This is a genomic window from Testudinibacter sp. TW-1 (genome assembly GCF_050613185.1).
Taxonomy (GTDB): domain Bacteria; phylum Pseudomonadota; class Gammaproteobacteria; order Enterobacterales; family Pasteurellaceae; genus Chelonobacter.
This window is the reverse complement of sequence record NZ_CP192511.1, coordinates 446,503-465,877: the sequence shown is the minus strand read 5'-3', so window position 1 is coordinate 465,877 and position 19,375 is coordinate 446,503. Positions and strand designations below refer to the sequence as shown.

19 protein-coding genes and 2 riboswitches are annotated in these 19,375 nt (G+C 49.0%); of the genes, 9 read left to right on the top strand and 10 right to left on the bottom strand.

Features of this window, described 5'->3' with window-relative positions:
* Positions 1–168: 168 nt before the first annotated feature.
* Positions 169–1,830: a putative transporter gene (locus ACQ31U_RS02265; RefSeq protein WP_431053480.1), complete on the top strand. Its 1,662-nt coding sequence runs from the start codon at positions 169–171 to the stop codon at positions 1,828–1,830.
* Between the two features lie 348 nt (positions 1,831–2,178).
* Here ACQ31U_RS02265 and ACQ31U_RS02260 read toward each other — a convergent pair whose 3' ends face one another.
* The 8 genes from ACQ31U_RS02260 to ACQ31U_RS02225 are packed head-to-tail and all read right to left on the bottom strand — an operon-like array spanning position 2,179 to position 8,846.
* Positions 2,179–3,402, bottom strand: a complete 1,224-nt coding sequence (locus tag ACQ31U_RS02260) for an NRAMP family divalent metal transporter (RefSeq protein ID WP_431053479.1) — start codon at positions 3,400–3,402, stop codon at positions 2,179–2,181.
* Complete coding sequence (gene thiE / locus ACQ31U_RS02255) at positions 3,399–4,067, bottom strand: thiamine phosphate synthase (RefSeq protein ID WP_431053478.1); 669 nt, start codon at positions 4,065–4,067, stop codon at positions 3,399–3,401. The genes ACQ31U_RS02260 and thiE overlap by 4 nt, the downstream gene beginning before the upstream one ends.
* A 22-nt stretch (positions 4,068–4,089) precedes the next feature.
* Positions 4,090–4,914, bottom strand: a complete 825-nt coding sequence (gene thiD / locus ACQ31U_RS02250; protein WP_431053477.1) for a bifunctional hydroxymethylpyrimidine kinase/phosphomethylpyrimidine kinase — start codon at positions 4,912–4,914, stop codon at positions 4,090–4,092.
* Entirely contained in the window at positions 4,907–5,707 is an 801-nt protein-coding gene (gene thiM, locus ACQ31U_RS02245; RefSeq protein ID WP_431053476.1) for a hydroxyethylthiazole kinase, read from the bottom strand. The genes thiD and thiM overlap by 8 nt, the downstream gene beginning before the upstream one ends.
* Positions 5,708–5,710: 3 nt before the next feature.
* A complete protein-coding gene (locus tag ACQ31U_RS02240; RefSeq protein WP_431053475.1) occupies positions 5,711–6,652 on the bottom strand; it encodes an ABC transporter substrate-binding protein in 942 nt (313 codons plus the stop codon).
* A gap of 33 nt (positions 6,653–6,685) precedes the next feature.
* Positions 6,686–7,333 carry a thiaminase II gene (tenA, locus tag ACQ31U_RS02235; protein ID WP_431054263.1) on the bottom strand — a complete coding sequence of 216 codons (648 nt, stop codon included), beginning with the start codon at positions 7,331–7,333 and terminating at the stop codon, positions 6,686–6,688.
* 38 nt (positions 7,334–7,371) lie between these two features.
* Complete coding sequence (locus tag ACQ31U_RS02230) at positions 7,372–8,118, bottom strand: ABC transporter permease (protein WP_431054262.1); 747 nt, start codon at positions 8,116–8,118, stop codon at positions 7,372–7,374.
* A 5-nt stretch (positions 8,119–8,123) separates the two neighbouring features.
* Positions 8,124–8,846, bottom strand: a complete 723-nt coding sequence (locus ACQ31U_RS02225; protein WP_431053474.1) for an ABC transporter ATP-binding protein — start codon at positions 8,844–8,846, stop codon at positions 8,124–8,126.
* 88 nt (positions 8,847–8,934) lie between these two features.
* A riboswitch (TPP riboswitch) is annotated at positions 8,935–9,038 on the bottom strand.
* A 283-nt stretch (positions 9,039–9,321) separates the two neighbouring features.
* On the opposite strand from ACQ31U_RS02225, the gene ACQ31U_RS02220 reads away from it, so the two are divergent.
* The 7 genes from ACQ31U_RS02220 to glyS all read left to right on the top strand — a co-directional run bounded on the left by ACQ31U_RS02220 (position 9,322) and on the right by glyS (position 15,522).
* Positions 9,322–9,993 (top strand): CsgG/HfaB family protein, encoded by a 672-nt coding sequence (locus tag ACQ31U_RS02220; RefSeq protein ID WP_431054261.1) that lies wholly within the window; start codon positions 9,322–9,324, stop codon positions 9,991–9,993.
* Between the two features lie 11 nt (positions 9,994–10,004).
* Entirely contained in the window at positions 10,005–10,373 is a 369-nt protein-coding gene (locus tag ACQ31U_RS02215) for a DUF4810 domain-containing protein (protein WP_431053473.1), read from the top strand.
* On the top strand, positions 10,373–11,041 hold the full coding sequence (locus tag ACQ31U_RS02210) for a DUF799 domain-containing protein (protein WP_431053472.1): 669 nt from the start codon (positions 10,373–10,375) through the stop codon (positions 11,039–11,041). Before ACQ31U_RS02215 ends, ACQ31U_RS02210 begins: the two co-directional genes overlap by 1 nt.
* Positions 11,042–11,173: 132 nt before the next feature.
* Positions 11,174–12,091 carry a glycine--tRNA ligase subunit alpha gene (gene glyQ / locus ACQ31U_RS02205; RefSeq protein ID WP_431053471.1) on the top strand — a complete coding sequence of 306 codons (918 nt, stop codon included), beginning with the start codon at positions 11,174–11,176 and terminating at the stop codon, positions 12,089–12,091.
* 14 nt (positions 12,092–12,105) lie between these two features.
* Positions 12,106–12,369, top strand: coding sequence for a hypothetical protein (locus ACQ31U_RS02200; RefSeq protein WP_431053470.1), 264 nt, complete (start codon positions 12,106–12,108; stop codon positions 12,367–12,369).
* Between the two features lie 4 nt (positions 12,370–12,373).
* Complete coding sequence (locus ACQ31U_RS02195) at positions 12,374–13,414, top strand: PDDEXK nuclease domain-containing protein (RefSeq protein WP_431053469.1); 1,041 nt, start codon at positions 12,374–12,376, stop codon at positions 13,412–13,414.
* 41 nt (positions 13,415–13,455) lie between these two features.
* Positions 13,456–15,522, top strand: a complete 2,067-nt coding sequence (gene glyS / locus ACQ31U_RS02190) for a glycine--tRNA ligase subunit beta (RefSeq protein WP_431053468.1) — start codon at positions 13,456–13,458, stop codon at positions 15,520–15,522.
* A 66-nt stretch (positions 15,523–15,588) separates the two neighbouring features.
* Here glyS and dapA read toward each other — a convergent pair whose 3' ends face one another.
* Complete coding sequence (dapA, locus tag ACQ31U_RS02185) at positions 15,589–16,488, bottom strand: 4-hydroxy-tetrahydrodipicolinate synthase (RefSeq protein WP_431053467.1); 900 nt, start codon at positions 16,486–16,488, stop codon at positions 15,589–15,591.
* 186 nt (positions 16,489–16,674) lie between these two features.
* Between dapA and bcp the strand changes: the two genes are divergently transcribed.
* Positions 16,675–17,142, top strand: coding sequence for a thioredoxin-dependent thiol peroxidase (gene bcp, locus ACQ31U_RS02180; RefSeq protein ID WP_431053466.1), 468 nt, complete (start codon positions 16,675–16,677; stop codon positions 17,140–17,142).
* Between the two features lie 31 nt (positions 17,143–17,173).
* On the opposite strand, the gene thiC is transcribed toward bcp, so the two are convergent.
* Entirely contained in the window at positions 17,174–19,090 is a 1,917-nt protein-coding gene (gene thiC / locus ACQ31U_RS02175) for a phosphomethylpyrimidine synthase ThiC (protein WP_431053465.1), read from the bottom strand.
* 131 nt (positions 19,091–19,221) lie between these two features.
* Positions 19,222–19,325: riboswitch (TPP riboswitch) on the bottom strand.
* Positions 19,326–19,375: the final 50 nt, after the last annotated feature.

The window sequence follows — 19,375 nt, the reverse complement described above, 5'->3', positions numbered from 1 at the left end:
ATAAGCATTTGATTCGCAAATAGCTAAAAAGTTTAACAACACACTCAAATTTTTAAATAAAAAATCTTAGTTTTGTTTCAAAAGTTTGCACTATAACAAATTTTTGCCATTTTAACCTAGGTATAATACACGCAGTTTATTTTTTAAATTTCAATAATAGGAGATGTTATGAGTGATATAGCTATCACGGTCAGCCTGCTTGCGCTGGTTGCCGTGATTGGATTGTGGTTGGGGCATTTAAAAATCCGGGGGATAGGAATCGGAATCGGCGGCGTGTTGTTCGGCGGCATTCTGGTCGGGCATTTTATCAAGCAATACGGCTTGAGCCTCGAATCGCACACCCTGCATTTTATTCAGGAATTCGGCTTGATTCTGTTTGTTTATACCATCGGGATTCAGGTCGGACCGGGCTTTTTTGCCTCTCTGCGCCAATCGGGATTAAAACTGAATCTGTTTGCGATGATGATTGTGTTGCTGGGGGCTGTATTGGTGGTGGCACTACATCTTGGTTTCGGCGTGGAATTACCGATTATTTTAGGGATCTATTCCGGCGCGGTGACCAACACGCCGTCGCTCGGTGCCGGGCAGCAGATTTTGGCGGAGCTGGGCATCACCAATATCACCGAAACCATGGGGATGGCATATGCGATCGCCTATCCGTTCGGGATTTGCGGTATTTTATTGGCGATTTGGCTGGTGCGTCTGTTTTTCAAAATCAAGATTGAGGAAGAACATCAGCAATTTGAAAAAGAATCAGGACACGATAAAGAGAGTTTGAGCAGCCTGAATGTGAAAATTACCAATCCGAATATCAGCGGCTTGAAAATTCGCGCCATTCCGGGCTTCGAGGCGAAAAACGTACTTTGCTCACGTTTAAAACGCGGCGCAGAATTGATTGTACCGCACGCGGATACCGAAGTGCAGGTGGGGGATTTAATGCATTTGGTCGGCGATATGCCGGATTTGCAACGGGTGCAGCTGGTGGTCGGGGAAGTGGTGAAAGAATCGCTGTCTACCCGTGGCACCGATTTGCGTTCGGTGCGGGTGGTGGTGACCAACGAAAATGCGTTGGGTAAGAGAATCCGTGATTTGAAAATCAAACAGAAATACGAAGTGGTGATTTCGCGTTTGAACCGTGCCGGGATCGAACTGGTGCCGACCAGCAACACCAGCCTGCAATTCGGGGACGTATTGAATCTGGTCGGGCGTTTGGATGCGATTGAAGCGGTGACGGCGGTGATCGGCAATGCGCAGCAAAAATTGCAACAGGTACAAATGCTGCCGGTGTTTATCGGCATTCTGTTAGGGGTGTTGGTCGGATCAATACCGATTTCACTGCCGGGTTTTCCGGTGGCGTTAAAATTGGGTTTGGCAGGCGGCCCGTTAGTCGTTGCTCTGATTTTGGCGCGTATCGGCAGTATCGGCAAACTGTACTGGTTTATGCCGCCGAGCGCCAACCTTGCCTTGCGTGAAATCGGCATTGTGCTGTTCCTCTCGGTGGTCGGAATCAAGGCCGGCGCGAACTTCATTGATACGCTTATCAGCGGCGACGGTATGGAATGGATGATGTTCGGTGCGGTTATCACTTTTGTTCCTTTGATGATCACCGGCGTTGTCGCCCGCGTGTACGGTAGAATGAACTACCTGACATTAAGCGGCTTACTCGCCGGTTCAATGACCGATCCGCCGGCGCTTGCCTTTGCCAACGGTATTAAAGAAGACAGCGGCGCGGCAGCACTCTCTTATGCCACGGTCTATCCTTTGGTGATGTTTATGCGGATCATGTCACCGCAAGTATTGGCGGTATTGCTGATGTTGTTTGTGGGATAACAGACAGTTGGGATAAAAAGAACAAGGTGTTGTCCTTTCAGGCTGATGACAAAGTCTCTTTCTCTAATCATTTCCCTCCCTCCGTATACGGAGGGAGGTGTCCGAAGGACGGAGGGAGGCATAAATGATTTTAAAAAGTAATATGTTGCATTTTCATATTGCCCCTCCCTCCCCATTTTTCTTGCGAAAAATGGTACTCCCTCCGCACGCGGAGGGAGAGAAGTCAGTTTGTCAGCAATCTCAAAGGACAACGTTGTTGTCCTTTTGTTTTTTTATCGCGGAGCAGATCACTTTTTGGCTACTATGCCGATTTAGCTCTGTTGTAGATAAACTAAAATGAGCAGATTGTCAGCGATACAAAAAATAAACCCCCACCATCGCTACCAAATATACAATCCCCGCCCATGCCAAATACGTCAGCCAAATTTTTTGTCGTTTGCCCTGTCGTACCAGGCTGAAGTTGAGCCAGGCGAATACCGGGGCGGAGACGAAGGAGGCGGTCATGGCGAAGGGGATCATTTTGCCGATGGCGCCGCTGAAAAACTGGATCACGATAAAGGCGGAAAGGGTGGTGAACAGCATGGAGTAGCGCAGGGCTTTGTCATGATGTGCACTGACCGCACTTGGGGCTGTGCTTTGGCGTAATAAAGCGACGGTTTGCTGGTTGCTGCGTGAGTAGCCGTCCACTGCAACGATGGTGGTGCCGTAAATGCAGATAAATGCCACCAACGCCATAAACCAGCGCGTCCATTCGCCGATACTGAGGGCGTACATCTCAACGAATTGGCGGATAAATTGTCCGCCTGCCAAGGTTGGGATCGGTTTGCCGTATTGCACCATTGCGCCCAGTGCCATAAACATCAAGGCGAGCAGGATGGTGACGAAATAGCCGCTGTTGAAATCGAGCAAGCGGCGTTGGCGGTAGTTCGGATCAAGGCGGCTTTTTTCCACCACCCATAACGAACTGGCGACACTCAATTCCATCGGTGCGGGCATCCAACCCATTAGAGCGATGAGAAACGGAATCGCGCCCAATGTCCAAGCCGAGGGGGCGGCGAAATCGGCACTGATTGCCAGGGCGCTGCGCCCGAAGGCAATTAATAATGCCAACAGCGTAATCAGCGACAGCAGTAACATAATGCTTTTGGAAACTTTATCCAAGCGCGGATATTGGCGCGAGAATAAAATTGCCAAAAAGCTGAACAGTACGATCAGATTTAAGCCGTTTAACGCCACCTCAAACGGGATCAACATGGTTAGCAGCACCGCCGATAACAGCGTGCCGCCGGCAACATTCACCATGGTGGCAAACAGATTGAACGCGAGAAACAGCCATAAATAGCCCTTGCCTTTTTCGGCGTAGCCCTGCAACACGCTTTTATTATTCAGCGCGCTGTAGTCAAAGGCGAAGCGGAAAAACGGATATTTCAACAGATTCACCGCGATGATAAACAAGGCAAGTTGATAGCCGTAATATGCGCCGGCTTGGGTGGAGGCGATGATATGCGAGCCGCCGACGCAGGACGATGCCATGATAATGCCAGGCCCAAATTGTTTGCTGAATGATTTCATTTAATCCCATGTCCTTGTAACTGCCGGATTGTGTGTTGTAAGTTTTGTGCTTGTGTGATTGCCGAAATGACCGCCACACCGTCCGCACCGGCTTGGCGGATCGAAAGTGCGGTTGCGCCGCTGATACCGCCGATCGCCACGAGCGGTTTTTCAATCCCCCGCTGCCGAATTTGTCGGATTAAATTTAAGCCGACCACGGCATTGGCGTCGGTTTTCGATTGGGTGGGGAAAATCGGCCCTACGCCGAAATAGTCCACCGCCCGTAATTCGGCATTCTCGATGGCTTGCTGCAAGGTATTGACCGATAATCCCAGTAATAACTTGCCTTGGCATTGTTCGATCACTTGTCGAACCGGGCGATCCGCCTGCCCGACGTGCACCCCGTCCGCTTGTAGCGCAAGTGCTAAATCCACATCATCATTCACAAAAAACGGCACATGATATTGTCGGCATAAATCACGGCATTGTGTTGCCAATTGGCGAATTTGCTGCGGATCTTGCAGTGAAAAGTTGCCTTTTTCACGAAATTGAAAACAACCGATACCGCGCTTTAAGGCTTGCTCCAAGCAGGCTAATAATGCTTGCGGCGGCGAGCCGCCTAAGTGACGGCAGTCTTGCGTACCGGCGATAAAATAGACGGCAAGCATTTGCTTAATGTTTGTCATTTTTTCCTTCAACGTAAGCCCCTTAACGCCGCCCTGCGATCGGCAGTGATGAAAATGCCCAATGGTTGGTCGGGCCGTGTCCGTGTCCGAGATTCAGCGGATGGGTGATTGCCGCGGTAATAAATTGCTTGGCGAGTTTGACGGCGATGGTCGGCGATTGCCCTTTTGCCAATTCGGCGGTAATGCAGGCGGAAAAGGTGCAGCCGGTGCCGTGGGTGTGCGGCGTGCGGTAGCGCGGGCTTTCGAGCGTGAAGCTGGCGCTCGGGGTAAACACCCAATCGCAACAGACCGCACTTTGCGAATGTTGGCTGTGTCCGCCTTTGATCACCACCGTTTTCACGCCCCATTCCTGCAGGTAGCGTGCCGCTTTTTCCGCACTTTTTGCGCCTAAAATCTCAATGCCGGTTAAGGCTTCGGCTTCGGGCAGATTGGGGGTGAGAATGTCAGCGAGTGGCAGCAAATGCTGCTTGAGTGCCGCGACCGCACTTTGCTGTAACAACGCCGCTCCGCCTTTGGCGATCATCACCGGATCAAGCACCAGATGTTGAAAGCGGTAACGGCGCAAACTCTCGGCGACCGCTTCAATAATCTCGGCTGTGCCAAGCATGCCCAATTTCACCGCCGAGATGTCGAAATCCTCGGCGACTGCTTGAATTTGCGCCTGAATGGTGGCGACCGGTATCGGGTGAATCGCGTGCACGCCTAAGGTATTTTGTGCGGTAATTGCGGTTACCGCACTTGTGCCGAATACGCCGCGCATTTGAAAGGTTTTCAAATCCGCCTGAATGCCTGCGCCGCCGCCGCTGTCGGAGCCGGCAATGGTTAAAGCTTGCGCAATATTAGACATAATCCGCCCTCGCCAGTTGTTGCACTTGCGCATTGTCCACTGCCGCCAGTTGATCTAAAAGTGCGGTATAGAATTGTCCGTGTTGCGATGGTTGTAAATTTTTTGCCGCCAGTTCGCCGGCAATGGCGTATGCGCTTGCCCCTTCGACCATCGCCTGAAAATCGTCTTGGGCGGCGACGGCTAAGAATGCACCGCAGACCGCACTTAACAGGCAGCCTGAGCCGGTAATGCGCGGAAACAGCGGCGTGCCGTTGCGAATATGCGCCACTTGTTTGCCGTCGCTAATCACATCAATTTCGCCGCTAATCATCGCCACGCAATGATACTGTTGTGCAATTTTGTTTGCGATAGAATCCAAATCTGCGTTGCCACTGCCGACATCCACCCCTTTGCTTTGCCAACTGACATTGGCGAGAAACGCCATTTCACCGGCATTGCCGCGAATGGCGCTGAAGCGGATTGCTTGCAGCAATTGCGCCACCGTTTGTTGGCGGAAGCGGGTTGCGCCCACGCCGACCGGATCAAGCACCACCGGAATGCCGTGGCGGTTCGCCGCTTTTCCGGCAAGCAACATCGCTTGCACCTGCCCGGCGGTCAGCGTGCCGATGTTAATCACCAAGGCATTGCAAATGCGCGGCAGTTCGTCCATTTCTTCGACCGCACTTGACATAATCGGCGAGGCGCCGAGTGCCAATAAACCATTGGCGACATAATTGGCGACAACAATGTTGGTGATATTGTGAATCAACGGGTTACGTTGGCGCAGTTGGCTGAGATAATCGGTGGTCAGCATAAATTAATCCTTCAGTTGTACGGCGTAATCGGCGAGTGTCGGCACGCTTTTGATTAAGCCTTGTCGTTGCATAAATTCCGCCATCTGCCGATAGCGGTTTTCGTCAAGGGCGCGCGGGCGCAGCGCCAAGCGCGGCAGGGTATCACGCCAAGCAAGGCGGTTGAGTTCGTTGTCTAACTCATTTGGTTTATAGCTGACAAAATCCTGCCATGCTTGATCAGGGTGGTTAATCAGATAGATCGTGGCTTGTTCAAGTGCGGTCAGAAAGGCACGCAATTTTTTGTCGGACAGCTTGTTTTTGTTGGCGACCAAAATCAGCTCGTCATAAGCCGGCACGCCGTGTTCTTCCGGATAAAACGCCAAACCCGGTTGTTTTTCCAGATCCATTTGGTTCAATTCAAAATTGCGGAATGCGCCGATCACCGCCTCGACTTGACCGCTGATCAGCGACGGCGACAATGACCAATTGACATTGATCATTTCAATATCTTTTTCGCTTAAACCGTATTTTGCCAACATCGCTTTCAGCAGACTGGTTTCAAAACCGCTGACCGAATAACCGATTTTTTTACCTTTCAGATCAGCGATGGATTTGATGTTGCTGCTTTGCAGCACCACCAAGCTGTTGAGCGGGGTCGCAACCAAGGTGCCGACGCGCACCAACGGCAAGCCTTCCGCCACTTGCATTTGCAGTTGCGGTTGGTAATCGACCGCCAAATCCGCTTGCCCGGCGGCAACCAGTTTCGGCGGCATTGAGGGATCGGCCGGTTCGATAATTTCAACCGTTAAATCGTGGGCGGCGAAATAGCCTTTCTGTTGCGCCACAATCAAAGCGGCATGATCGGGATTGACGAACCAATCCAGCAGCAGCGTGATTTTTTCTTTCGCCTGCAACGGCTGGCTCAAGAGTAAAAGTGCGGTCAGAGCGGTGAAAAAGGTTTTCATGGTGTTTTCCTGTTGTGAGTGTGTGAATTATCGTTAGCTAAGGTCTAATCCCATTTGCCAAAATGCCACTTCCATGCGGGTGGCGGTGGTGAAAATCTGTTGCACTTTGGCGCGTTGTTTCGCGGTTAAGTCGCGGCACAATTGGTTGAGCAATTCGCCTAATTGTGCGGCGGCTTGTTGGAAATCCGCGGCGGCGTAGTTGTCGATCCAGTCTTGATAGGGATTATTCGGCGGGCTGAGTTTCTGTTCCGCGATCCAACGGGCGATTTCGGCATAACCGAGCGCGCAAGGCGCAATCGCCGCATACAAATCCGCCAGACTGCCGTTAATGCCGCAATCCAACACATAACGGGTGTAGGCAACGCAAGCGGGGGATTCGGGCGTTTGCAATAATTCCTCTTCGGCAATGCCCCACTGACGGCAGAAGCCGATATGCAGTTGAATTTCTTGCAATAAAATGCTGATGGCATGATTGGCTTGCTGCATTTGTGCGAAGTTGTCGGACTTAAACAGACTCAACGCCAAGGCGCGGTTATATTGAAACAGATAGAGATAATCCTGTTTTAAGTAGTGCTGGAAACTGGCTTTCGGCAGTTCGCCGCGCGCCAATTGCAACACAAACGGATGTTGGGTGTACGCCAGCCAATGCGGTTGTGCCTGTTCGATTAAGTGTTGGGTGATGGTCATTTTTTCCTCTTTTTTTATGCTCGCTTTTTTATTTAGTTGAGTTGAGCCGCCCATGGAATAAAACGGCGTAACAGTCGGTCGACGACAAAATATAAGCTCAGCGCCATTAATATTAACAACAGCAGGGCGGCGAACATCAGATCGACCTGCATGCGTGCATTGGCGTGCAACATCAAATAGCCCAAACCTTTTGATGAACCGACCCATTCGCCGACCACAGCACCGATTGGCGCAACCGAAACCGCAATGCGCAAGCCTGACGCCAAGGCGGGCAATGCCGCCGGCAACCGCACTTTGAACAGCAACGGTAAACGTTTTATTTGCATACTGTGGGCTAAATCCAGCCACGCTTGCGGAGTGTTGCGCAAGCCGTCGTAACAGGCGGCGGTGACCGGAAAATAGATAATCAACACCGTCATCACGATTTTTGAAGCCATGCCGTAGCCGAACCACAGCACCAACAGCGGCGCAATCGCAAAGACCGGAATTGCCTGAGAAATCACCAGTAACGGCATTAAAAATGCAGAGATTGGGGCGGACAGTGACAACAACAGCGCAGAGCCTAAACCAAGCAAAAAACCGAGGGTTAAGCCGAGCAAAATCTCAAGTGCGGTAACTTGCGCGTGTTGCCACAGCAATGGGGCGTGGGTTTTCAGTTGTTGCGCGACCGCACTCGGCGCAGGCAATAGATAGTGCGGCAGTGCCAGCAGGCTGACCGCACTTTGCCACAACAACAGCAAAAGTGCGGTCAGCAGCAGGATTTTGGCGAGGGATTTCAGCTGCTTCACGGCGTTGTTCCCTCTAATAATTGCGCGATAAGCTGCTGTTGTAATTCGAGGCTGGCGGAATTGAGCGGGCGTGGTTTGCTTCCCGGCGGCGTAACAGCGTTGGTGAGCGATTGTGCGGTTTGCTGCAACACATAAATCTGATCCGCCAAACGCACCGCCTCTTGCGGATCGTGGGTGATTAACAGCACGGTTTTGTCTGCCAGCAGTTCACAGGCGAGATCTTGCAGTTGTAAACGGGTGACCGCATCCAATGCTGAAAACGGTTCGTCCATTAAAATCAGATCCGCCTGCTGCATTAAGCAACGTGCCAACGCCACACGCTGCCGCTGCCCGCCGGAGAGTTGATAGCAACGCTTGTGTTGGTGCTCCTGCATTTGTACCGCACGTAGCAACCGCTCGGCTTGTTGCCGGGTCGCTGCATTTTTCTTGCCTTGCAGATGGGCTTCCAGCTGCACGTTATCGACAATCGACAGCCACGGATAAAGCGAATCTTGTTGCGCCAGCCAGGCTAATTTTAGCGGACGGGCAAAGTGAATATTGCCTTGCCGAATGCTGTGCTGTTCCAATCCGGCAATCGCACGCAATAACGTGGATTTGCCCACGCCGGAACGCCCGAGCAGCACCGTCCATTTGCCGAGCGGCAGATCGAAATCAAAGTCATTGAACAACGACTGTTCGCCGAAAACTAAGGTTAAGCCGCGAATTTGCACCGCATTCATCGTGCGCACCACTAACGGCAATTAACGCAAGAAACGGGGGTTTACACAGAGAAAATCGGGAGAAAAAAGAGAAAGTGCGGTCTGATTGAACATCATCATAATAGTTTCCTACGTCAGCATTAACTGGATCAGGTTCACGGGTATCATCTCAGCCGCTTTCCATGTTTAAAAGCAGCACCCCGACTAGTGGACGTTTAATCTATAAAAATTATATCATCAGAACAACCGCTTTTTTTCAGAAGTTTGAACTGGATCAAATCTTATTTGAGAAATTTAATCGGATTGGCGGGATATTCTCTGCCGAATATCAGATTGATTTCACAATAAATTGGATCTAGCTCAAGATTTTGAATTTAATGATTTGCATTTCGTTTATTTGAGGCATATTGTTACCAGCGCATATTTTGGATCCTATATAATTTCAAGGATAAATATGTCTTTCAATGGATTAACAATAAAAATCATCAGAGGTTATATGAAAAAACTATCTCACTATCTTATTGTGCCGGCAGTATTACTATTATTGTCAGGTTGTGCGACGGAGTCATCCAGAACAATTGAAACTCCACGGGTGGCGTCCGCTCAAACGGTTTATCAAGGGGCAAAAGTGCCGGTTGCCATTGGGCAATTTGATAACCGTTCTGATTATCAAAATGGGATTTTCTCCGATGGCGTTGATCGCCTGGGTAGTCAGGCACAAACGATTTTGATGAGTGATTTGCAGCAGAGCGGGCGTTTCTCGGTTTTAGATCGCACAAATATGAATGCGATTAAGAATGAAGCAAAACTGAAAAAAATCAGCCAAAATATCAAGGGCGCACGTTATGTTATTACGGGCGATGTTACTGAATTTGGGCGTAAAACAACTGGCGATCACCAGCTATTCGGCATTTTAGGCAAAGGCAAATCACAAGTTGCTTATGCGAAAGTGAATTTAAATATTGTCGATGTGGAAACGTCAGAGGTGGTTTATTCTGCTCAGGGAGCTGGAGAATACAGCTTATCAAATCGCGAGGTGATCGGATTCGGAGGATCTGCCGGGTATGATTCTACGCTAAATGGAAAAGTATTGAGTCTGGCAATTCGCGAAGTCGTTGATAATTTGGCTCAAGGGCTGGAAAGCGGTGCTTGGAAGCCAAGTAAATAAGAGGTATTGTGATGACAATCTTCATGAAAATTGCATCGAAAACGGCTTTGGTGCTGGGAGCAGTATTGTTGACCGGTTGTGCTTCAAACAATGATATTTATGCTTGGCAAGGTAATGATTATAGCAAGAGTTTGTACGATTATTTGAATAGTAATGCCGCCGAAACAGAGCAAATTGCGACGTTGGAATCTATCGTTAACCGTGCGGAAAGTTCAGGTAAAAAAGTACCACCGGGATTGTATGCGCAGTTGGGGTTGCTGTATTCGAAACAAGGGGATTTGAATAAATCACAAATGTATTTTAATTTGGAAAAATCCACTTTTCCTGAAGCAGCGCAATATATAAACTTTTTACAAAACAATAAAGTAAGGGTGAAGTAATGAAAAAATTATGGATTCCTATCGTAGCATTGTCAGGGTTAATTTTATCCGGTTGTGCAGGCAACAGCGAGCCGTACGATTATTCTACTTTTTTAGAAAGTAAACCTCGTTCGATCTTAGTACTGATGCCGACCAATCAATCGACTGAAGTCAAGGCAGGAAGTGCGGTTTTAGCAAATACGGTCAAGCCATTGGCTGAAGCCGGATATTATGTTTTTCCGGTAGCCGTTGCAAATGAAACATTCCGTCATAATGGCGTATATGAAGGGCATGAAATTCAGCAGATTCCACACCGAAAATTACATGAAATTTTTGGTGCGGACAGTGCACTCTACATCAATGTGACAGATTATGGTTCGAGCTATGTGCTGATTGATAGCATAACGACGGTTAAAGTGGAAGGTAAGTTGATTGATTTGCGTAATGGCGCAACGCTATGGCGCGGGCAGGCAGTTGCTTCAAGCAGTGAGCAAGGCAATAATGGTGGTGGTAATGTAATCGCTATGTTAGTGGTTGCAGCAGTCAAGCAAGTTGTCAACACCGTCGCCGACCAAGGCTTTGATGTGTCAGTTTTGGCAACTCAACGCCTCCTCAATGGCGGCTATAACGGCGGATTATTATATGGACCTTATTCACCGCATTATGGTAAAGACCCACAGTTAAAATAGGATTAATTTGTCCTATGAAAAAACGATCTTGCCTAAAACAAGATCGTTTTTTTACCCAAAGAAATTACAGCATATGACGCAATTCTAAAGTATAATAACCGCCATTTTCTATCTACAATCAGCGATAAAACTATGAGTTCGACATTCAACGTAAAAACCTTTCAAGGTATGATTCTCGCCCTGCAAGAATACTGGGCAAACGTGGGCTGTACGGTGGTGCAACCTTTTGATATGGAAGTGGGGGCTGGCACATCGCACCCGATGACCTGTTTGCGTGCCTTAGGCCCTGAGCCGATGGCGTTTGCCTATGTGCAGCCGTCGCGTCGCCCGACCGACGGACGTTACGGCGAAAACCCGAATCGTTTGCAGCACTATTACCAATTCCAAGTGGTGATTAAACCGTCACCGGACAATATTCAAGAATTATATTTAGACAGCCTGAAAATGCTCGGTTTTGATCCGACCCAAAATGATATTCGTTTTGTGGAAGATAACTGGGAAAACCCGACGTTAGGCGCGTGGGGCTTGGGCTGGGAAGTGTGGTTGAACGGCATGGAAGTGACCCAATTCACCTATTTCCAACAAGTGGGCGGTTTGGAATGCAAACCGGTGACCGGTGAGATTACCTATGGTTTAGAGCGGTTGGCGATGTACATTCAAGGCGTAGACAGCGTGTATGACTTGGTGTGGTCGGACGGTCCGTTAGGCAAAACCACTTACGGCGACGTGTTCCACCAAAACGAAGTGGAGCAATCGACCTATAACTTTGAATACGCCAACACCGAATTTTTATTCTACTGCTTCGAGCAATATGAAAAAGAAGCGCAAGAGCTGTTAGCATTGGAAAAACCGTTGCCGTTACCGGCTTACGAACGCATTTTAAAAGCGGCGCACAGTTTTAACTTGCTCGACGCACGCAAAGCGATTTCCGTCACCGAACGCCAACGTTATATTTTACGCATTCGCGCTTTAACCAAAGGCGTTGCCGAAGCCTATTATGCTTCGCGTGAAGCCTTGGGTTTTCCGGGGTGTAAAAATAAGCGGCAATAAATAAGTAGGTAAATATGACTAAACCAGTTCTGTTTTTTGCACACCTTTGCCCTGATACCGAGCCTTTCATAGCGGAATTAAACGCCTTAAAGGTCGCGTATGAAAGTGTGAATATCTTTGAAAGTATGGCGAATTTTAAACGCTTTTTAAAACTGCGCGATAGTGACCGCACTTTTGATGAGGCGAAACAAAACGGTTATGTCGGCATTCCGGCGTTGCTGTTGGCAAACGGGGAAATTATCCTTGAACTCAATGAATTAAAACGCCGATTTGGTTAAGTCTATGAATTCACTGCAAACGACCAACCAGCAATTAATCCTCAATATTGCCGAGATTATCACCACTGCACGCCAACAAGTGCGGCAGGCGGTGAATGTCGCGATGGTGCAAAGCTATTGGGAAATCGGGCGTTTGATTGTGGAAGACGAACAACAAGGCGAACAACGCGCCCAATACGGCAAATATCTGTTGCAAGAGATTTCGCAACGTTTAACAGAGATGTTTGGTAAGGGGTTTGACGAACGTAATTTACGCAAAATGCGTCAATTTTATCTTACCTTTCCAATTCGGGACTCAGTGAGACCCGAATTAAGTTGGACACATTATCGCCGTTTAATTCGTGTAGAAAATGCTACTGCAAGACAATGGTATCTTAATGAAACGATTGAACATAATTGGTCAGTCAAAGCTTTAGACCGCCAAATCTCCGTTTTATATTACGAACGTTTATTGGCAAGCCAAAATAAAGCTTTGGTCACGCAAGAAGCGGAACAAAAAACCGAACCGTTAAAAGAAACCATTCAAGATTATCTGCGTGATCCTTATATTTTGGATTTCTTGAATTTGCAGGACAAAACCTATCAAGAAAATCAAATAGAACAGGCGATTATCAGTAACTTGCAAGATTTCCTATTGGAACTCGGTAAAGGTTTTGCCTTTGTCGAACGACAAAAGCGCGTACGATTTGATGATGAAGATTTTTATATCGATCTGGTTTTCTATAATTTCAAATTGAAATGTTTTTTATTGATTGATCTTAAAATCGGCAAATTAAAACATCAAGATATTGGGCAAATGGACACCTATGTGCGTTTATATGACGAGCAATTTAAAGGCGAAGATGACAACCCGACCATCGGCTTAGTCTTATGCAGCGAGCAGAGCGAAGCGGTGGCGAAATATTCGGTGCTTGCCGACAGAAAACAGATTTTCAGCTCAAAATATGTTGCGTATTTGCCAACCGAACAAGAACTGGAACGGCAATTGGCTTCTAGTGTCATGCAAGTGCGAGAAGCGGCGGCAGTTTATAAAATAAAATATTAATACATAGCGTGGTGATCCCACATTTAGAAAGAGAAATGAAGATGAAACAAAATTTCCTTGCCGAGATCGGCACAGAAGAGTTGCCACCGAAGGCACTTAAAAAATTAGCGACGGCGTTCGCCGACAATGTGGAAGCGGAGTTGAAGCAAGCGGGTCTTGCCTTTGATAACGTTGAATGGTTTGCTACGCCGCGTCGTTTGGCGGTGAAGGTGTTGGGTTTGGCGACTTCGCAGCCAAGCAAAGAAGTGGAAAAACGCGGGCCTGCGGTTGCGGCGGCGTTTGATAAGGAAGGCAAGCCGACCAAAGCGGCGGAAGGCTGGGCGCGCGGTTGTGGCATTAGCGTCGATCAAGCGGAGCGTATCGCCACCGATAAAGGCGAATGGTTGGTTTATCGTGCCGTGGTGGAAGGGCAGGCGACCAAAAATCTGCTGGTCGGTATGATTAGCAGCGCCTTGGCGAAATTGCCGATTCCAAAAACCATGCGTTGGGGCGATAAAAGCGAGCAGTTTGTGCGCCCGGTGCACACCGTCACTTTATTATTGGGCGATGAGCTGATTAACGGCGAAATTTTGGGGGTGGCAAGTGGTACGACTGTTCGCGGACACCGTTTTTTAGGCGAGCGTGAATTCCAAATCAGCCACGCGGATCAGTACCCTGCGCTGTTAGCGGAAAAAGGTTCGGTGATTGCCGATTTTAATCAGCGCAAAGCCTTGATTTTGGCAAAAGCACAAGAAAAAGCGACCGCACTTGGCGGTGTGGCAGATATTGAAGACGCTCTGCTTGATGAAGTCACTTCGTTGGTGGAATATCCGAATGTGTTAAGCGCCACCTTTGAAGAGCGCTTCTTGGCTGTGCCGGCGGAAGCCTTGGTTTACACCATGAAAGGCGACCAAAAGTATTTTCCAATCTATGATAAAAACGGCAAATTGCTACCGCACTTTATCTTTGTTTCCAATATCAATCCGCAAGATCCGACGGCGATCATCGAGGGCAACGAAAAAGTAGTGCGTCCACGTTTAACCGATGCGGAGTTTTTCTTTAAAACCGACTTAAAACAGCGTTTGGAAGACAACTTACCGCGCTTGGGAACCGTGTTGTTCCAACAGCAGTTAGGCACATTACGCGATAAAACCGCGCGTATCGAACAATTAAGCGGCATTATCGCGGCACAAATCGGTGCGGACGAAACCCAAGCGAAACGCGCCGGTTTGTTGTCAAAATGCGATTTGATGACCAACATGGTGTTTGAATTCACCGATACGCAAGGGGTGATGGGCATGCATTATGCCCGTCATGACGGCGAAGACGAAGCCGTGGCGGTGGCGTTGAACGAACAATATATGCCGCGTTTTGCCGGTGATGATTTACCACACAGCCTAGTGGCGTGTTCGGTGGCGTTGGCGGATAAATTGGATACTTTGAGCGGTATTTTCGGCATCGGACAACATCCGAAAGGCGACAAAGATCCGTTTGCCTTGCGCCGTGCCGCACTTGGCGTGTTGCGGATTATCGTTGAGAAAAAATTGCCGCTGGATTTGCAAACCTTAGTGCAAAGTGCGGTCGAATTGTACGGTGATAAATTAACTAACGCTAACGTGGTAACCGACGTGGTGGACTTTATGCTGGGTCGTTTCCGTGCGTGGTATCAAGACGAAGGTTTCAGCGTGGATGTGATCCAAGCGGTGTTGGCACGCCGTCCGACCAAACCTGCCGATTTCGACAAACGCGTGCGTGCGGTGGCGCATTTCCGCACCTTAGATTCCGCCGAAGCCCTCGCCGCCGCCAATAAACGGGTGAGCAATATTTTGGCGAAAGTGGAAGGCGAATTGCCTAACAGCGTAAACCGCACTTTGTGCCAAGATCCGGCGGAAACCGCACTTGCGGATCAGGTTGCCGAGTTACAGCAAAAATTGCAACCGTTATTTGCCAACGGTGACTATCAAACCGCACTTGAGCAACTTGCCGCGCTGCGCCGGCCGATCGATAACTTCTTCGATAACGTGATGGTGAATGCGGAAGATCCGGCGTTGCGTCACAACCGTTTGGCGTTGTTGCATAATTTGCGTGAGTTGTTCTTGCAAGTAGCGGATATTTCGTTGTTGCAATAATTGATTCTGATGTCAAAGGAAAGGGCTAACATTTGTTAGCCCTTTTTTGTCTCTTTTATTTTTGGCTTATTTTAATAAACCGGCGCTGTCAAGTGCCGCGCTGACAACCGGCTGTGCTTCTTCGCTTAACACGGTTAATGGTAAGCGTAAGAAGGGTTCGTTGATCAGTCCGATTTTGTAGCACGCCCATTTGACCGGGATCGGATTGGATTCGACGAACAGGTTTTTATGCAGCGCCATTAAGCGGTTGTTGATTTCATCGGCTTGGGCAAAGTCGCCTTTTAAGGCGAAGTGACACATTTTTGCCATATCGGCAGCGGCAACGTTGTTGGTGACGGAAATCACCCCTTCGCCGCCGGCTTTGATCGCCTCTAATCCGGTGGTGTCATCGCCGCTTAATACGATGAAATCTTTGCCGGCTAATTCTTTGATTTTGCTGACGCGGCTGACATCGCCGGTTGCCTCTTTAATGCCAACGATATTCGGGATTTTTGAGAGGCGTGCTACGGTTTCCGGTTTGAGATCGCTGCCGGTGCGCCCCGGTACGTTATATAAAATCTGTGGTAAATCGGTACTTTCGGCGATGGCTTTAAAGTGTTGGTACATCCCTTCTTGCGTCGGTTTGTTGTAGTAAGGCACAACCGATAAACAACCGGCAACACCGCTGCCGTGCAGTAATTTGGTCATGGTAATGGCTTCGCTGGTCGCGTTGGCACCGGTGCCGGCAATAATCGGAATGCGCCCTGCGGCATATTCGACGGTCTTCAGAATCACCTTAACATTTTCATCAATACTTAGGGTCGCAGATTCCCCGGTGGTGCCGACGGAAACAATCGCATCGGTTCCGGCTGCGATATGAAAGTTTACCAGCGCTTCCAACTCGGTGTAATTCACTTCGCCGGAACTGTCCATCGGAGTGATAAGCGCAACGATACTGCCTGAAAATAAAGGGTTACTGGCCGACATAAAACTTCTCCTGTGTGTTTCTTGTTGCTTTATTGATGAAATCGTTTGATTATTCTAGATTGCCAAATTTGTCGTAGTTTGCAAGTGGTTTTTTTATTTTCCGGCAGATAAATCAAAAAAAGTGAAAACGGCTTGATTTAATGGTAGTTTAAGTGCGGTATCCTTCGCTAATTTTGGAGAGTAAAGATGTTATCAATATTAAAGTGCGGTGTTGCGGCACCGAAATTTACCTTGGCGGATCAACGGGGCAATCAGGTCAGCTTGGATGATTTTACCGGAAGAAAAGTGTTATTGTATTTTTATCCGAAAGCACTGACGCCGGGCTGTACCACCCAAGCTTGCGATTTGCGTGACGCTAAGCGGCAGTTGGAGCAACTGGGAGTGGTTATTCTGGGCGTTAGTCCGGATCTGCCGGCAAAATTGCGTACTTTTGAAGAGAAAAAGGCGCTCAATTTCACTTTGTTGTCTGACCCTGATCATCAGGTTGCCGAGCAGTTCGGGGTGTGGGGCGAGAAACAATTTATGGGACGTCGCTATGACGGCATTCACCGGATCAGTTTTTTGATTGATGAAAATGGGATGATTGAGCAGGTGTTTGATAAATTTAAAACCAAAGATCATGCCCGGGTGGTGCTGGATTATTTGGCACGGTAAACCAAAAGTGCGGTTTACCGTGTTTAGGCGTTTAGCTTAAATCTGTCGGAATGTGGTAAATCTCTCCGCCTTTTCGTTTAAATTGTTGCGCCATTTCCGCGAGCCCCAGTTGCTGTTCCGCAGGGAGCGCTGCGGCATAATCCCTGACTTCCTGTGAAATTTTCATCGAACAGAATTTCGGCCCGCACATCGAGCAGAAATGGGCGACTTTGCCGGATTCTTGCGGCAGGGTTTCATCGTGATAGGCGCGGGCGGTTTCGGGGTCTAATGCCAGATTGAATTGATCTTGCCAACGGAATTCAAAGCGGGCTTTCGACATCGCATTATCCCGAATTTGCGCTGCCGGATGACCTTTGGCAAGATCGGCGGCATGGGCGGCAATTTTATAGGTGATTAACCCTTGTTTGACGTCGTCTTTATCAGGCAGGCCCAAATGCTCTTTCGGCGTGACATAACACAACATGGCACAGCCGAACCAACCGATCATGGCGGCACCAATTCCGGAAGTAAAATGATCGTAACCGGGAGCAATATCGGTGGTGAGTGGCCCGAGGGTATAGAATGGCGCTTGGTGGCAGTGTTCCAATTCCTCGGTCATATTACGCTGAATCATCTGCATCGGAATATGCCCAGGGCCTTCAATCATCACTTGTACATCATACTCCCACGCAATTTTCGTCAGCTCGCCTAAGGTGTAAAGCTCGGCGAATTGGGCTTCATCATTGGCGTCTTGAATCGAACCAGGACGCAAGCCGTCACCGAGCGAGAGCGAAACGTCATAAGCGGCGCAAATTTCGCAGATCGCACGGAAATGCGTATATAAAAAATTCTCTTGGTGGTGCGACAAACACCATTTCGCCATAATCGAGCCGCCGCGCGACACAATTCCGGTCAGGCGTTTGGCGGTCATCGGCACATAGCGCAGTAGCGTGCCGGCGTGAATGGTGAAGTAATCCACCCCTTGTTCCGCCTGTTCGATCAGCGTGTCTTTAAACACGTCCCAAGTTAGGTGTTCGGCAACGCCTTTCACTTTTTCCAATGCTTGATAGAGCGGCACCGTGCCGATCGGCACCGGGCTGTTGCGCAAAATCCATTCGCGGGTTTCGTGAATATTGCGCCCGGTCGAGAGATCCATCACCGTATCGGCTCCCCAACGCGTTGCCCAGACCAACTTTTCCACTTCTTCCTCAATTGAGGAGCTGACGGCTGAATTGCCGATATTGGCATTGACTTTCACCAGAAAATTGCGCCCGATAATCATCGGTTCGGATTCAGGGTGATTAATATTGCACGGAATAATCGCCCGTCCGGCGGCAACTTCCTGTCGGACAAATTCGGGGGTGATTGCGGATGGCAGGTTTGCGCCGAAGCCCTGTCCGGGATGTTGCTGCAAGAGCACCGCACTTTGAATCCGGGCGCGCCCCATGTTTTCCCGAATGGCGATAAATTCCATTTCGGGCGTAATAATGCCTCGGCGCGCATAATGCAGCTGAGTCACGGTTTTGCCTGTTTTCGCCCGCCGTGCCGAGCGTTGCCATTGGAAACGTAATTGATCCAAGGCGCTATCCTGCAAACGGGATTGGGTATATTCGGAACTGACCGAACCGAGCACTTCGCTATCTTGCCGTTCTTCAATCCACTGGCTACGCAAGGGATGAATGCCTTGGTTGATGTTGATCTCCGCGGTTTCATCGCCGTAAACGCCGGACGTATCGTAGACCGGAATCGGTTCGTTCGCTTCAAACTGCGGATTGTTTTTATCGCCGCCGAGAAAGGTCGGGCTCAGTTGGATTTCACGCATTGGCACTTGGATATCGGCACGAGAACCTTGCAGATAAATACGTTTTGAGCTGGGGTAATGCGTCCCCTTCAACTCGTTGATAAATTGCTGTGCCGCTGCTCGTTTTTGGCGGCGGCCGTTTTGTTGCAGAGATTGGGTGTCAGACATGGCAAATTCCTTTATATCAAATAATAAACAGAAGTGCTTGTCCGGAGCGGCAGAAAATAGGTGTGGAGCAAGATAGACCGCACTTTGATGTATGCGGCTTTCCCTATCTTGGAAAATCATCATGTTGAGTATTCGACGATTGACTTGTTCCCTTCGCAGGTCTTAACCCGAGCAGGTTCCACGGATCCCGATTTACGGTCTCAGCCAATAAGGATTGGCACTCCGACAAGAGGGGGCAGTATAGGGAAGCGGTTTTAAACCGGCAAGTAGCAATATGCAAAAATG